The sequence below is a fragment of the Methylobacterium adhaesivum genome, assembly GCF_022179065.1.
Classification (GTDB): Bacteria; Pseudomonadota; Alphaproteobacteria; order Rhizobiales; family Beijerinckiaceae; genus Methylobacterium; species Methylobacterium adhaesivum.
Genome location: NZ_BPQD01000020.1, coordinates 123629 through 139055, shown reverse-complemented (window position 1 = coordinate 139055; position 15427 = coordinate 123629). Strand labels below are relative to the sequence as shown.

At 69.3% G+C, this 15427-nt stretch carries 11 protein-coding genes; 3 read left to right on the top strand and 8 right to left on the bottom strand.

Annotated features, from left to right (window positions below):
* Positions 1-21 precede the first annotated feature (21 nt).
* Positions 22-2499 (top strand): heavy metal translocating P-type ATPase, encoded by a 2478-nt coding sequence (locus MFF01_RS15440; RefSeq protein ID WP_238226845.1) that lies wholly within the window; start codon positions 22-24, stop codon positions 2497-2499.
* Positions 2500-2637: 138 nt separating this feature from the next.
* Positions 2638-3807, top strand: coding sequence for a M20 aminoacylase family protein (locus MFF01_RS15435; protein WP_238226843.1), 1170 nt, complete (start codon positions 2638-2640; stop codon positions 3805-3807).
* Positions 3808-3826: 19 nt separating this feature from the next.
* On the opposite strand, the gene truB is transcribed toward MFF01_RS15435, so the two are convergent.
* From truB to MFF01_RS15395, 8 genes are all read right to left on the bottom strand, one after another.
* On the bottom strand, positions 3827-4873 hold the full coding sequence (gene truB / locus MFF01_RS15430; RefSeq protein ID WP_238226841.1) for a tRNA pseudouridine(55) synthase TruB: 1047 nt from the start codon (positions 4871-4873) through the stop codon (positions 3827-3829).
* Positions 4874-5009: 136 nt separating this feature from the next.
* Positions 5010-5438 (bottom strand): 30S ribosome-binding factor RbfA, encoded by a 429-nt coding sequence (gene rbfA, locus MFF01_RS15425; protein WP_238226839.1) that lies wholly within the window; start codon positions 5436-5438, stop codon positions 5010-5012.
* Positions 5439-5609: 171 nt separating this feature from the next.
* The gene (locus MFF01_RS15420) at positions 5610-6485 is read right to left on the bottom strand and encodes a hypothetical protein (protein ID WP_238226837.1); all 876 of its coding nucleotides are present in this window, start codon (positions 6483-6485) and stop codon (positions 5610-5612) included.
* 185 nt (positions 6486-6670) lie between these two features.
* A complete protein-coding gene (gene infB / locus MFF01_RS15415) occupies positions 6671-9601 on the bottom strand; it encodes a translation initiation factor IF-2 (protein ID WP_238226834.1) in 2931 nt (976 codons plus the stop codon).
* Positions 9602-10420: an RNA-binding protein gene (locus tag MFF01_RS15410; protein WP_238226832.1), complete on the bottom strand. Its 819-nt coding sequence runs from the start codon at positions 10418-10420 to the stop codon at positions 9602-9604.
* Positions 10421-10504: 84 nt separating this feature from the next.
* Entirely contained in the window at positions 10505-12121 is a 1617-nt protein-coding gene (gene nusA / locus MFF01_RS15405) for a transcription termination factor NusA (RefSeq protein ID WP_238226830.1), read from the bottom strand.
* Positions 12122-12354: 233 nt separating this feature from the next.
* Positions 12355-13143 carry a ribosome maturation factor RimP gene (rimP, locus tag MFF01_RS15400; protein ID WP_238226828.1) on the bottom strand — a complete coding sequence of 263 codons (789 nt, stop codon included), beginning with the start codon at positions 13141-13143 and terminating at the stop codon, positions 12355-12357.
* 254 nt (positions 13144-13397) lie between these two features.
* Positions 13398-13868, bottom strand: a complete 471-nt coding sequence (locus MFF01_RS15395; RefSeq protein WP_238226825.1) for a hypothetical protein — start codon at positions 13866-13868, stop codon at positions 13398-13400.
* Between the two features lie 89 nt (positions 13869-13957).
* Between MFF01_RS15395 and MFF01_RS15390 the strand changes: the two genes are divergently transcribed.
* Complete coding sequence (locus MFF01_RS15390; RefSeq protein WP_238226823.1) at positions 13958-15409, top strand: short-chain fatty acid transporter; 1452 nt, start codon at positions 13958-13960, stop codon at positions 15407-15409.
* Positions 15410-15427: the final 18 nt, after the last annotated feature.

Sequence of the window (15427 nt, the reverse complement as noted above, 5' to 3'; positions counted from 1 at the left end):
GGGAAACCCCACATGGGGGCCATGACATCAGCCGTAGCCACCGCCCCGCATTCCGTCACGCCCGAGCGCCTCGATCTTCCCGTCTCTGGCCTGTCCTGTGCCTCCTGCGTCGGCCGGGTCGAGCGCGCCTTGCGGGCGGTGCCGGGCGCATCGGAGGTGGCCGTCAACCTTGCCACGGGGCGTGCGAGCCTGCGCCTGGACCGGGCCGAAATCGGAGCCGCCGTCGAGGCCGTCGTCCGGGCCGGGTACGCGGTGCCCGAGACGACGACAACCTTGGAGATCTCGGGCCTGTCCTGCGCCTCGTGCGTCGCCCGGGCCGAGCGGGGCCTGAGCGCTGTGCCGGGCGTGAGCGCGGCGTCCGTCAACCTCGCCACCGGGCGGGCGGTCGTGCGCCACCCGGAAGGGGCGGTCGCCTTCGACAGCCTCGCCGAGGCCGTGCGCCGGGCGGGCTACGAACCGGTTCCGACGTCCGACGCCGCAGCACCGGACCCCGCTGGGCGCCGGGCGGAGGAATACGCGGCCCTGACGCGCGACCTCGTCATCGCCGCCCTCTTCGCCGCGCCCATCGTGGTTCTCGACATGGGCGGCCACGCCGTCCCAGCCTTCCACCATGCAATCGAATCCGCCCTCGGGCCGACGCGCCTCGTCTGGATCGAGGCCATCCTGGCGACCCTGGTTCTCGCCGGTCCGGGGCGGCGCTTCTTCGCTCAGGGCGTCCCGGGGCTGCTGCGCGGCCACCCGGACATGAATGCCCTCGTCGCCCTCGGGGCCGGGGCCGCCTACCTCTATTCCCTGGTCTCGGCCTTTGCTCCCCACTGGCTGCCACCCGGGACCGCGCATCTCTACTTCGAGGCGTCCGTCCTCATCGTCACCCTCATCCTCCTCGGCCGCACCCTGGAGGCGCGGGCTAAGGGCCGGACGGGGGCCGCCATCGCGCGCCTCGTCGGCCTCGCCCCGACCACCGCCCGGGTGATCCGCGACGGCGCGGAACTGTCGGTCCCCCAAGCGGATCTGCGCCTCGGGGACGTGGTACGGGTGCGCCCCGGCGAGCGCGTCGCCGCCGACGGGACCGTCGTGGCGGGCGCGAGCTACGTCGACGAGGGCATGGTGACGGGCGAGCCCGTGCCCGTGGCCAAGGGCGTGGGTGCCCCCGTCATCGGCGGCACCCTCAACACCACCGGCAGCTTCGATCTCACCGTCGAGGCCGTGGGAGCCGAAACGGCGCTCGCCCGCATCGTCGCCATGGTCGAGGCCGCGCAGGGGGCCAAGCTCCCGATCCAGGCCCTGGTCGATCGGGTCACGGCGTGGTTCGTGCCCGCCGTGATGGCGGCCTCGGGGCTGACCTTCCTCGCCTGGCTCGCCTTCGGTCCGAGCCCGGCCCTCGGTTTCGCCCTCGTCAACGCCATCGCGGTTCTGATCATCGCTTGTCCCTGCGCCATGGGACTCGCGACACCAACCTCGATCATGGTCGGCACCGGCCGAGCCGCCGAGCGCGGCGTGCTGTTTCGTAACGGCACCGCCCTCCAGGCCCTGCGCGACGCGCAGGTCGTCGCCCTCGACAAAACCGGGACCCTCACGGAGGGGCGTCCGACCCTGACCGATCTCGTCCCGGCGCCGGGATTCGCCGAGAACGAGGTCTTGAGCCTCGCCGCCGCCCTCGAATCGCGTTCCGAGCATCCCATCGCCCGCGCCGTCGTGGCGGCAGCCGAAGCGCGCGGCCTCGCCCCCGGGGCGGTCGAGAGCTTCGAGGCCGTGCCGGGCTACGGGCTCGTGGGCCGCGTCGCCGGCCGGGACGTGGCCGTGGGCGCCGCCCGCCACATGGCCCGCCTCGGCCTCGGGCTCGAGGGCTTCGCAGCCAAAGCCGAGGTCCTCGCGGCGCGGGGGCGCAGCCCCCTCTACGTCGCCGTCGACGGACGCCTCGCCGCCCTCCTCGCCGTCGCCGACCCGATCAAGCCGGGTGCGGCCGACGCGGTGGCCGCCTTGAAGCGGGAGGGCCTCGCCGTCGCCATGGTGACGGGTGACGCGCGCGGCACCGCCGAAGGGGTAGCGCGGGACCTCGGGATCGACGTGGTGTTCGCCGAGGTTCTGCCCGGCGGCAAGGTCGAGGCCGTGCGCGACCTCAAGGCCCGCCACGGCGCCGTCGCCTTCGTGGGCGACGGCATCAACGATGCGCCGGCGCTGGCCGAGGCCGAGATCGGCATCGCCATCGGGACCGGCACGGACATCGCCGTGGAGAGCGCCGACGTGGTGCTGATGTCCGGCGCCCTCGGGGGGCTCGTCACGGCGATCCACCTGTCGCGGGCGGTGATGCGCAACATTCGCCAAAACCTGTTCTGGGCGTTTGCCTACAACGTCGCCCTGATTCCCGTGGCGGCGGGCCTGCTCCGCCCGTTCGGCGGCCCACTGCTGTCGCCGGTCCTCGCGGCGGGGGCCATGGCCCTGTCGAGCGTCTTCGTCCTCGCCAATGCCCTTCGGCTGCGCCGGGCCGGCGGCGCATGACGGCCCAGGCTCGCGATTTCAGTCAATGGCGGGCGAGACGGCATTGACCGCGCATCTGGCCCCTTGTTTGCTGAGCTGTCACGTGTCCGTCATCCGATATCCGTCCTGAGAGCGATCGACCCCGCGAAAGTCAGTCCCATGCCCGTCCTCGACCGGATCGCAGCCCTGGCGCCGGAGATCACCGCTTGGCGCCACGATCTGCACGCCCATCCGGAACTGCAATACGACGTCCACCGCACCGCCGGCTTCGTCGCCGACAAGCTGCGGACCTTCGGCTGCGACGAGGTCGTCACCGGCATCGGCCGCACCGGCGTCGTGGGCGTGATCCGGGGGCGGGCGCACGGGTCGAACCGGGCCATCGGCCTGCGGGCCGACATGGACGCCTTGCCGATCCACGAGGCCCGCGACCTGCCCTACCGGTCGACGGTCGCGGGCAAGATGCACGCCTGCGGACATGACGGCCACACCGCCATGCTGCTCGGAGCCGCCCGCTACCTCACCGAGACCCGCGATTTCGACGGCACCGCCGTGATGATCTTCCAACCGGCGGAGGAGGGAGGCGGCGGCGGCGAGGCCATGGTCCGCGACGGGCTCATGGAACGGTTCGGCATCGAGGCGGTCTACGGCCTCCACAACATTCCGGGTCTGGCCCTGGGGCACTTCGCCATCCGGCCCGGTCCCATCATGGCGTCCACTGACCGTTTCACCATCACGGTCGAGGGCAGGGGCGGGCATGCCGCCCAGCCGCACGCCGCCATCGACAGCGTCCTGGTGGCGAGCCACATCGTGGTCGCCCTGCAATCCATCGTGGCGCGGGCCGTCGATCCCCTCGACAGCGCCGTGGTCTCCGTCTGCGCCCTGGAGGCCGGGGAGGCCTTCAACGTGCTGCCCCAGTGCGTGACCCTGCGGGGGACCATGCGGGCCCTGTCGAAGCCCGTCCGCACCCTGCTCCAAGGTCGTATCACGGAGATCGTCACCCACGTGGCGGCAGCCTTCGGCGCGAAGGGCGCCATCGCGTTCGGCAGCGGCTATCCGGTGACGGAGAACCACACGGCGGAAACGGATTTCATCGCCGACGTGGCGGCCGGTCTCGTGGGAGAGGAGCGGGTCGACCGCGCCGTGGCGCCGATGATGGCGGCGGAGGATTTCTCCTACATGCTCGCCCATCGCCCCGGCGCCTACATCTTCCTCGGCAACGGCGACAGCGCCGGGCTGCACCACCCGGACTACGATTTCTGCGATGCGGCGGCGCCCTACGGCGCGTCGCTGTGGGCCCGCATCATCGAAACCGGGCTGCCCCTTCGCTGAGGCGCCCGGTCGAGGTGCCTCAGCCGCGCTGGGGAGCGGTGCCGCCGAGGTGGAACACTCGATGCGGCACGAGTTCACCGCGCTCGACATCGCCCACCGCCACGAGGATTCCGCCGCAGGTGGCGAAGGCCTTGCCCTCCACCGGCGCATCGCGCCCGCGCAGGATCACCGGCTGGCCGCGCATGAGGCGAAGCGCCATGTCGCGGGAGACCGGCACGGAGGGGACGCCGTCGAGGGCCGTTTCCACGGGCTGCAGATGCGGGCCGTTCCCATCGGGCCCGGCCTCCTCGAGGGTGGCGACGAGGCAGGATTCCGCTTCCACGAAGGGGCCGACCCGGGTGCGGCGCAGGGCCGAGACGTGGCCGTAGCAGCCGAGAACCCGCCCGAGGTCGCGCGCGAGCGCCCGCACGTAGGTGCCCTTGCCGCACTGCGCCTCGATGACCGTGCGCTGCCCGTCGTGTTCGACCACGGCGAGGTGATCGATCTGCACCGGGCGGGCCACGAGTTCCACCACCTTGCCGTCACGGGCGAGGTCGTAGGCCCGTTCCCCGGCGATCTTGATGGCCGAGTAGCGCGGCGGCACCTGCTCTATGGCGCCGATGAAGCGCGGCAAGGCCGCCTCGACGGCCGCGCGCTCGGGGCGCGTGTCGCTCGTCGCGACGGGACGGCCCTCGGCGTCGTCCGTGTCGGTCTCGATGCCCCAGGTGACGGTGAAGACGTAGGCCTTGCGGCCATCCATCACGAACGGCACCGTCTTCGTCGCCTCGCCCAGGGCGATGGGCAGGATGCCCGATGCCAGGGGGTCGAGGGTGCCGGCATGGCCCGCCTTCTTGGCGTTGAAGGCGCGCTTCACCACCGCCACCGCATGGGTCGAGGTCATGCCGACGCCCTTGTCGAGGATCACCCAGCCGTTGACGTCGCGGCGCTTGGGCCGGTCGGGCCGTGGGCCGCCGCGCGGCGGGCGACGCCCCTCGGCGGGACGGGCCGCGCCGGCCGTGTCGTCCGCGCCGAGGGTCGCCGGGGCGGCCTCATCGGGGGAATCGATGGTCGTGTCGTCGTGAGTCATGCTGTCCTCGGTCGGGGACGGGGCGCGCGTGGGGGCCAGAGCCGTCCGGTCTTGATGTCTGCAAAAGATGGCACGGGAAGGCCCGGCATTCCCGAGGGAGCGCCCGAGACTCGCCTGGCGGTTCTGACGGCGCGGCTCAGGCCGCTTGGGGGTCGGAGCCGTCGTCGGTGGATTTCGCCGCGTCGAGGTCCCGCCGCACCTTGTCCGTGCGCAGAATGGCGTCGATCCGGTCGGCCTCGTCGAAGGTCGCGTCGCGCAAAAAGCGCAGATCCGGCGCGAACTTGAGGTTCACCCGGCGGGCCACCTCCTGGCGCAGGGCCTTCTTGTTGCGCTCGAGGGCGGCGATCACCTGGGTCTCGTTCTGGCCCCCCAGCGGCATGATGTAGGCCGTAGCGACCTTGAGGTCAGGCGACATCCGCACCTCCGGAACGGTGATGACGTGCGCGCTCAGGGTTGGGTCCTGGACGTCGCCGCGCTGAAGCACCTCCGCGATGGCGTGGCGGATCAACTCGGCCACGCGCTGCTGACGCTGCGTCGGTCCGGTCGGGGTCTGTCTCTGGGCCATGGGCGGTTCTGATCGTCTGGTCGAAACGGCCGATGGCGGCCGTCCCCGCCGCTCCACGGAGGAGCATCGAAGAAAGGCCGCCAGCCGGACGTCGCTGAAACGGAGCATCGATCCGCCGCCGCAGGGAAACGGAGGCTGGCTGGACCGAAGCGGATGTCGAAGGCGTCCCTTCTAACCCAAATACTCGTTCCGGATATAGGCCTGTTGCGCACGTTTCGCCGTCGCGGGGGTCCGGGCCGGGTGATCGTGAATATGCGCGGCGTACATCCGGTCGATCCACTGGGCGTTCTTGAAGATGCGCTTCGAGCGCAGCAGGTTGAACGGCGCGATCTTGCGGAGCGGATGCCCGGCGTTGAACTCGGCCACGGCGAGGAGTTCGCCGTTCCACGGGTTGCAGCCGTCCATGCCGACATCGTCGAGGTAGACGGGTACGATGGGCAGGTACTGCTCGGCGGCGCCGTCGAGCACCGGCAGGGTCCGCACCGTGGAGGAGTAGTAGTCCACGTCCACCGAGACGAAGCCGATGGGCGCGTCGGGGCGGACGCTCGCGAGGTAGCCCGGAATCGTCTCGGCGACATCGCCGAGGATGAGGCGGCAGCGCGCCGGCAGGGCGCGGCGCAGGGCCTCGAAATCCATCGGATAATCGCCCTCCTGAAAGTACTCGGGCAGGTCGCGATGGTCCACGGCCGGGGGCATGCCGGAACCCGTATCGAAGCCGACGACATCGATGAGCACGCCCGTGGCGGCTTCCGTGCGCGCGGCGAGTTCGCACATGTTGAGCAGGCCGGCACCCGTCGCGACGCCGAACTCGAGCACCGCAATGCGCTGGAGGCCGAGCTTCTTCGCGGCCTGGGCGGCGAATAGGATCGGGTAGGCGTATTGCTGACGCACCACGAGGTCGAAGGCGACCTTGGCCGGATAGCTGCCGAACAGGGCGACACCGGCCGACAGGATGTTGAGATGGAGCGGTTCCGTCAGGCGTTCGACGAAGATCTTGCGATATTTTCCGTCCGTCAGCGCCCGTCGCAAGGCGTAGGATTTCAGCATCGATGGCTCCGCCGAACCCGAGATCGGTTCGTTGCCCCGCACCATAATGGACGGCCGGGGGTTCGTCCGGGCCGGGTGACGGCGTGATCGGTTAAACTTTTTCTTAGGCTTAACTCGCCGGCAAACGAAAAAGGGCCGCAGCGCGAGGCTGCGGCCCTTCGGTCGTCCGGAATGGAACCGCCCCGTTACAGGGTCCGGCGGATTTCCTCGACGCGATAGCACTCGATGGTGTCGCCGGCGCGCATGTCCTGAAAGTTTTCGAAGGACATACCGCACTCGTAGCCGGAGATGACCTCCTTGGCGTCGTCCTTGAGGCGCTTGAGCTGGGACAGCTTGCCCTCGTGGATCACCACGCTGTCGCGGATGAGGCGAACGTGGGCGCCACGCTGGACCACGCCGTCGGTGACGCGGCAACCGGCGATCTTGCCGACCTTCGACACGTCGAAGATCTGGATGATCTGGGCTTCGCCCAGGCGCTCCTCGCGGAGCGTCGGCGGCAGCATGCCCGAGAGGGTTGCTTTGATGTCGTCCACGAGGTCGTAGATGATGTTGTAGTAGCGGATCTCGACACCGTTCCGCTCGGCCGACTCGCGCGCTTCCTTATGGGCTCGCACGTTGAAGCCGATGACGACGGCCTTCGAGGCCTCCGCCAGGGTGATGTCCGATTCGGTGATGCCACCCACGCCCGAAAGCAGGATGCGCGCCGACACCTCGTCGTTGCCGAGCTTCTCCAAGGCGCCCGTGATGGCTTCCACCGAACCCTGCACGTCGCCCTTGACCACAAGGGCCAGTTCCTTGCGGCCGGCGCCTTCCTTGAGGTCGCGCATCATGTCGACGAGCGAACGGTTGGCACCGCCCGTCCGGGCCGCGATGCGCTCGCGCTTCTGGCGGGCGCGGTACTCGGTGACCTCGCGGGCACGGGCCTCGTTCGGCACCACCACGACGCGGTCGCCCGCATCCGGCGTACCGTTGAAGCCGAGCACCTCCACCGGGACCGAAGGACCGGCGTAGGGCACGTTCTCGCCCTTGTCGTCGATGAGGGCGCGCACGCGACCCCACTCGGCGCCGGCCACGACGATGTCGCCGGTGAACAGGGTGCCGCGCTGCACAAGGACCGTGGCCACGGGGCCACGACCGCGATCGAGCTTGGCCTCGATGACCGTGCCTTCGCCGTCGCGCGTCTCGTTGGCGCGCAGGTTCATGATCTCGGCCTGCAGTTGCAGACCCTCGAGGAGTTCGGGCAGACCGTCGCCAGTCTTGGCCGAGACCTCGAATTCCAGGGTCTCACCGCCCATGGATTCGACCTGGATGTCGTGCTGCAGAAGCTCGGTGCGGACCCGCTGCGGGTTCGCCTCGGGCTTGTCGATCTTGTTGATCGCCAAGATGAGGGGCACGCCCGCCGCCTTGGCGTGGGAGATCGCCTCCACCGTCTGGGGCATGACGCCGTCATCGGCCGCCACCACGAGCACCACGATGTCCGTCACCTTGGCGCCGCGGGCGCGCATGGAGGTGAAGGCCGCGTGGCCGGGGGTGTCGATGAAGGTGACCATGTCGCCGGACGGGGCCGCGACCTGATAGGCGCCGATATGCTGGGTGATGCCGCCGGCCTCGCCCGAGACCACGGTGGTCTTGCGGATGGCGTCGAGCAGCGAGGTCTTGCCGTGGTCGACGTGGCCCATGATCGTGACGACGGGCGGACGGGGATCGAGATCCTCCTCCAGCTCCGGCTCGTCGCTGAACAGGCCTTCCTCGACGTCCGACTCCGCGACGCGGCGCACGGTGTGACCGAGTTCCTCGGCGATGAGCTGCGCCGAATCCGAGTCGATTACGTCGGTGATCTTGTGGATCTGGCCCTGTTTCATCAGCAGGCGGATCACGTCCACGGCCCGCTCCGACATGCGGTTGGCGAGTTCCTGGATGGTGATCGTCTCGGGGATCGTCACCTCGCGCGAGAGCTTCTCTTTCTGCTCGACGTGACGGTTGCCGCTCATGCGCTGCTGACGGCGACGGAACGACGCGACGGAGCGCGTGCGCTCATCCTCGCCCGAGGTCGCCGTGGCAATGGTAAGGCGTCCACGATTGCGGTCGCCGCCCGGCTGCTTCGGGGTCTTGGGCGGCGTGATGATCTTGAGCGGCATGCCGGGGCGGCGGATCACGCGCTTCTGCTCGTTCTCCTCCTCGGCGGCCTGCGGACGGCCCGGGGTCCGGGCCGTGGTGGCGGCACCGGCCGGACGTGCGGTGGTGGCCGCCGTCGGCGCGGTCGGCTCGGGCTCGGGGGCCGGAGCCGGACGGGCCATGAAGTTCAGGTCACGCGGCTTGCGCACGTCGGCCGTGATGGTCTTGCGCGGCTCGGACGAAGCCGGTCGGGCCGTCAGGGGCGGACGCGCAGCCGGAGCCGCCGGAGCGGGAGACGGACGTGCGGGGGCCGGGGCCGCGGCGGCTGGAGCCGGGGTGGCCGCGGGTGCACGGGGCGGAGCCGGTGGCGTGCGCACGATGGTGGGCGCGGCCGGCATCGGTGCCGTCTTGGAAACGGTGGGAGCCGGCGCGGGCGTCGCCTCGGCGCTGGCGGCCTTCGCGGCTTCCTTAGCGGCCTCCTCGGCAGCGCGACGCGCTTCCTCGGCGGCGGCAAGGCGCGCTTCCTCTTCCTGGCGGCGGCGCGCTTCCTCCTCGCGCTTGCGCGCTTCGGCGGCTTCGCGCTCCCGCTGCTCGGCTGCCAAGCGCTCCCGCTCGGCGGCAGCCTCGGCTTCGGCGCGCTGCTTGGCTTCGGCCTCACGACGCTTGGCGTCGGCGAGGGCGGCCGCGCGGGCGTTGCTCTCCTGCTCGCTCAGCGTGCGCAGGACGACGCCCGATGCCGAGCGCTGGGCCTGCCGGGGAGCTGCGGGTGGGGGAGGCGGCGCCACGCGCGTCGCCGGAGCGACGGGTGTCGTCTCGCGCGCGGGTGCGGCCGGTGCCGCGCCGATGACACGACGCTTCACCGTCTCGACCACGACCTGCTTGGTGCGGCCATGGGAGAAGCTCTGACGCACCGTTCCCTGCTCGATCGGGCGCTTCAAGGACAGCGGCTTCGAAGGGGGTCTCGCCTGCGTCTTGTCGCCCGGATTGTTCGTATCGCTCATTCAGTCCAAACCCTGAGGGTTTCCATCGTCCCGTGAACCGGCAGACCGCTGTGCGCCGGGCAAATCCGTCACTTCGTCGTCGTGCAGATCGGAAGCGGCTTGTCCATGACGGACCGAACCGGCCTCCTCGGCCGTCGTCGCCAAACCTTCGAAGGAGCGGAGCCGACGCCAACGCGCAAGGCAGCCGGAACTTCCGACTCCTGCGACGAGAGCCGCATGTATCACATGATCCCTGCCCAAGGCCACGCCCAATTCTTCATTGGACAGGCTATCGATAACAGGAATGCGTGATATGGCATCGCCATGGCGCCGGTGCAATGCCGCCGCGATCTTCCGGCGGCCGTCGGCGCTGCCGTCATGGGCCTGGATCACCGCCGCGACGCCGGCCTTGTCGCCGATGGCGGCCTCGACCTTCGCGAACCCCGCCACGACGCAGCCCGCCTTGTTGGCGAGCGAGAGCGACTGGCGCAGGTCGGCCCTGAGGCCGGTGGCGATCCGGTCCGCGAGGTCGGCCGGAGCGGCGGCGTCCTTCGTCTTGAAGGCGCGTTGGAAAGCCCGTTTCTTCAGGGCTTCGGCCACCACGGCCCGCGTCGGCGTCAGCCAGGCGCCGCGTCCGGGCAGGCGGGCATGCAGGTCGGCCACCACCGTGCCGTCGGGCGCGAGCACGAAGCGGATGAGATCCTTCGGGGCGCGCTTGGCACGGGTGACGAGGCAGGTCCGCTCCGCGCCCTGGCGTCCACGGCCGAGCCCGGCATCGAGGGCGTCGCTCAAGTCCGTGTCCGGCGCGTCGGCCGCCGGGCTTTCGGGAATCGGGCCCATGGCATCCTGAGGAACGGCGGGATTTCGTGGAACCATGGAGGGACGGAGCGTGTCCGGTCCCTCCATGTCGCGAGCTTGTCGATCTCAGGCTGAGGCGGGCGTATCGCTCGCCTCGGCCTCGGCCTCGCCGTCGCCCTCGGCGGTTTCGGCCGGGGCTTCGATCCAGCCGGCATGGAGGCGGGCCGCCATGACCATGGCTTCGGCCTCGGCGCGGGAGACCTCGAAACCGTCGAGGTACCCGGCGTGACGGGTGGCCTCGGGGCCACGGCCCTCGGTGTAGCCGACGAGATCGTCCGTGGCGCAGCCGGCCAGATCCTCGATGGTCTTCACGTCGTTCTCGCCGAGCGCCACGAGCATCGGCGTGGTGATGCCGTCGATCTCACGCAGCTCGTCCTGAACTCCGAGTTCCTGTCGCTTGGCATCGAACTCCGATTCGACGCGGGCGAGATGGTCCTGGGCCCGCGCCTGGATCTCCGTGCCGCTCTCTTCGTCGAGGCCCTGGATGTTGGCGAGTTCGCCGGGTTCCACATAGGCGATCTCCTCGACGTTGCGGAAGCCTTCCGCCGCGAGGAGCTGGCCCACGGTCTCGTCCACGTCGAGGGCTTCCATGAAGATCGCCGTGCGCTCGGCGAACTCCTTTTGGCGGCGCTCGGATTCCTCGGCCTCCGTCAGGATGTCGATGTCCCAGCCCGTGAGCTGGGAGGCGAGGCGCACGTTCTGGCCGCGCCGCCCGATGGCGAGCGAGAGCTGGTCGTCGGGGACTACCACCTCGATGCGGTCGGCCTCCTCGTCGAGCACCACCTTCACGACTTCCGCCGGCTGGAGCGCGTTCACGATGAAGGTCGCCTGGTCCTCGGACCACGGGATGATGTCGATCTTCTCGCCCTGCAACTCACCGACGACGGCCTGGACGCGCGAACCGCGCATACCGACGCAGGCGCCGACCGGATCGATGGAGCCGTCACGGGAAATCACGGCGATCTTGGCACGCGAGCCCGGATCGCGGGCGACCGCTTTCACCTCGACGATGCCGTCGTAGATCTCCGGCACTTCCTGGCCGAATAGCTTCGCCATGAATTGCGGATGCGAGCGGCTGAGGAAGATCTGTGGTCCACGGACCTCGCGACGCACGTCGAACAGGTAGGAGCGGATGCGGTCGCCCGGACGGAAGGTTTCGCGCGGGATCATCTCGTCACGGCGCACGATGCCCTCGCCGCGGCCGAGATCGACGATGACGTTGCCGTACTCGACGCGCTTGACGAGACCGTTCACGATCTCGCCGATCCGGTCCTTGTACTCGTCGAACTGGCGGTCGCGCTCGGCGTCGCGCACCTTCTGAACGATGACCTGCTTGGCCGACTGGGCGGCGACGCGGCCGAAATCGAAGGGCGGCAGGGTGTCGGAGATCACGTCGCCCACGAGGGCGCCGGGGTTGTAGCGGCGCGCCTGATCGAGGGTGACCTCGCGGGCGTCGTTCTCCACCTCGTCCACCACCACGAGGTGGCGCGAGAGGCGCAGCGCCCCGGTCTTCGGATCGATCTCGGCATGCACGTCGGTCTCGGCGCCGTAGCGGGAGCGGGCGGCCTTGGCGATGGCCTCCTCCATGGCGTCGATGACGATGGAGCGGTCGATCACCTTCTCGCGCGCGACTGCTTCGGCGATCTGCAGGAGTTCGAGCCTGTTGGCGCTGACGACGGCCATCGGTTTTCGTCCTTCTCTTCGTCGTAAGATCGTTTCGCGATCGCGTCGGCTTGCCGATGGCGATCGGGGCGTCTGGCGGGCATCGGACTGGATAACGGAGGGTCCGACACCGTGGATTGGTCTGGCACCGGAACGGGGATGGAGCCTCCGGTTCGATGCCCTGGAATGCTTGTCTTCCCATCGTCCCGAAAGCCGGAGGCCACCTTTCGGAACGATGCTTGAAGCGGCTTCACTCAGTGGAGCTTGCCGTCGTCCTTGACCCGCACGGCCTTGGTGCGAACGGGCTTGGCCTTGTTCTGGGCCTTGATAGCGAGGCTTTCCTCGGTCTCGACCTTCACCGGCTTCGGCTTCTGCGAGGCCTTCGGCTTCAGGGGCCGGGAAATCTTCTTCTTCAACGGGGCGGGGGCGGCCTCGGTCTCGGGGCCGTCCTCTTCGCCATCCTCGTCCTCGTCCTCGCCGTCCAGCATCGGCGGCGGACCGCCGCCCCGACGCAGGGATTCACGCACGAGGTCGTCCGTGAGCACGAGATAGGCGTCGCCGAGATCGCGCAACGGCAGGTCGATGCGGCTCGGCAGGCCCTCCTTCACGTCGGGCAGGTCGATGGGCACCGTGAGCCCGTCGGGATTGGGCGTACGGATGATGCCGCGAAAGCGCTTGCGCCCATCCAGCGGCACCGCGAGTTCGATCTTGGCCTCGTAGCCGGCCCAGCGTTCGAAATCGACGGCCCGCACCAGGGGGCGATCGATGCCGGGCGAGGAGATCTCGAGGTAGTACGGCTTGCCGATGGGGTCGTCGAGGTCGAGGAGCGGCGAGATCGCCCGGCTTACGGTCTCGCAATCGTCCACCGACATGGTGCCGTCGGGACGTTCGGCCATGATCTGGACCGTGCAGCCGTTGGCACTCGAGACCCGCACCCGAACCACCTGGAAGCCCAGGCCTTCGATGGAAGCCTCGATGACCTGAACGACGCGGGCAGCGACACCGGTCTCGGTGATCAGACGTTTTTCGGAAGTGTCCGCCATGCTGCGCCTGGAATCCGGCCTTGCGTGAGATGATCCGGCGGCACGGGGGGTTGCGGCAATAAAAAAGAGCGGACCCGGTGGGGCCCACTCCCGAACCGCAGCCTCAAGACTGCAACCAGAACTGATATGTTATAGGTAGTCCCGTCGCGATCCCGTTTCAAGCGTTTTCGTTTCGGGCGTTCTCCTGGAGCCGACGAAGCCGGCCATCGTGAGGATGCCCGTATCCTTCGGGGCAGGCGGCGTTCCGGTGGGTCTCAGTGGCCGGAGCCGCGCACCAGCATGCTCAGGTGGTTCTCGAGCCGTTCCAGCCGCTGCCACATCCCCTCGCCGACGCATTTCGAGAAGGTGTCGCCCATGAAGAACCCGGCCTCGGCTCGCTGACGGCATTCGAAGAGGGGAGGGCCCAGCACGACGCTGAACGCCACGGCGAGAAAGAGCGCGGTGTTGAGGAGGACTGCCATGAGCCAGGCCCGTCCGCCTCCGAACGCCCGCCACCGCGACACGGTCGGCGCCACCCCGCCGGTCGCCGTCGACAGGTCGCGCATGAGGGGCCGCGTTGTGCGGCCCGTCCCCGTCAGGCGGTCGAGATCGACTTTCTGAGACGCTTTAGCCATCACATCCCGTCCGCCCCCGGGGGGCTCGATCCACCGAAGCCGATCCTTGGCCGTAAATCTTGAAGGAACCGCGAACAATGCGCCTTCCGGCCGGCGGAAGATGACGAACATGTTCATGAGTCAGGCGGCCGAGCTTGAGCGTGACGGGCGTTCGCGCAAGATGCGGCTTCACCCCTCGGACGACCACGGAACGCCCGCCCATGTCCAACACCTCCCGCCCCTCCGGTGGTCCGACGGGGAAACCAGTTACGGAGGGCGCCCTGTCACGCCTCGGAATCCGCTTCACGGCTTGGGCGGAGAAGTGGTTTCCCGACGCGTTCGTGTTCGTTGCCATCGCGGTGGTGATCGTGGCGCTCGGGGCGCTGGCCAACGGCGCTCCGCCGGCGGCCATCGCGAAAAGTTTCGGTGACGGGTTCTGGAGCCTGATCCCGTTCACCATGCAGATGGCCTTCGTGACCATTGGCGGCTACGTCGTGGCCACGGCGCCGCCGGTGCAGGCCCTCATCGACCGCCTCGCGGCGATTCCGAAGAGCGGGCGCGGGGCCGTCGGCATGGTGGCGGCGGCGACCATGCTGTCGTCGTTCCTGAGCTGGGGCCTGAGCCTCATCTTCGGCGGCCTGCTGGCCCGGGCGCTCGCCCGCCGCACCGATCTCAAGATGGATTACCGCGCGGCCGGGGCCGCCGCCTATCTCGGCCTCGGAGCCACCTGGGCCATGGGCCTGAGTTCCTCGGCGGCCCAGCTCCAGGCCAATGCCGCGAGCCTGCCGAAGAATCTCCTGGCCATCACCGGCGTGATCCCGTTCAGCGAGACGATCTTCCTCTGGCAGTCGATGCTGATCGCCGTGATCTTGTTCGTGATCTCCATCGTCATCGCCTACGTGTCGGCCCCGGGTCCGGCCAACGCGGTGACCGCCGAGGCCATGGGCGTCGACGTCTCGCGCGAGAAGCCCGATACCTCCCGCCCGAGCCAGCCGAGCGAGTGGCTCGAGCATTCGCCGATCCTCACCCTGCTCCTCGCCGTCCTGGCGGTCGGCTGGCTCGTGCAGGAATTCGCGCGGCAATCCTGGATCACCGCGATCTCGAGCCTGAACACCTACAACTTCCTGTTCCTCACCCTTGGCCTGCTCCTGCATTGGCGGCCGAAGAACTTCCTTAAATCGGTGGGCAGGGCCGTGCCTGCCACCGCCGCCGTGCTCATCCAGTTTCCGTTCTACGCCGCCATCTCCGCCATGCTGACGGGACCGAAGAACGGCGCCGGTACCTCGGTATCCGATGTCATCACCCATGCCTTCGTGAGCCTGAACACCACGGGCAGCTTCCCGATCTCCATGGGCGTCTACTCGGCGGTGCTCGGGTTCTTCGTGCCGTCGGGCGGCGGCAAGTGGCTGCTGGAAGCGCCCTACGTGATGCAGGCGGCCAACGAGCTGCAGGTCCATCTCGGCTGGGCCGTGATGGTCTACAATGCGGCGGAAGCCCTGCCCAACCTCATCAACCCGTTCTGGATGCTGCCGCTGCTGGGCATCCTCGGCCTCAAGGCCCGCGACATCGTCGGCTTCAGCTTCCTGCAGCTCATCATCCATCTGCCGGTGGTGCTGTTCCTACTCTGGGCGCTCGCCTTCACCCTGACGTATCACCCGCCGGTCATGCCGTAGGCCATCACGCGAGAGATC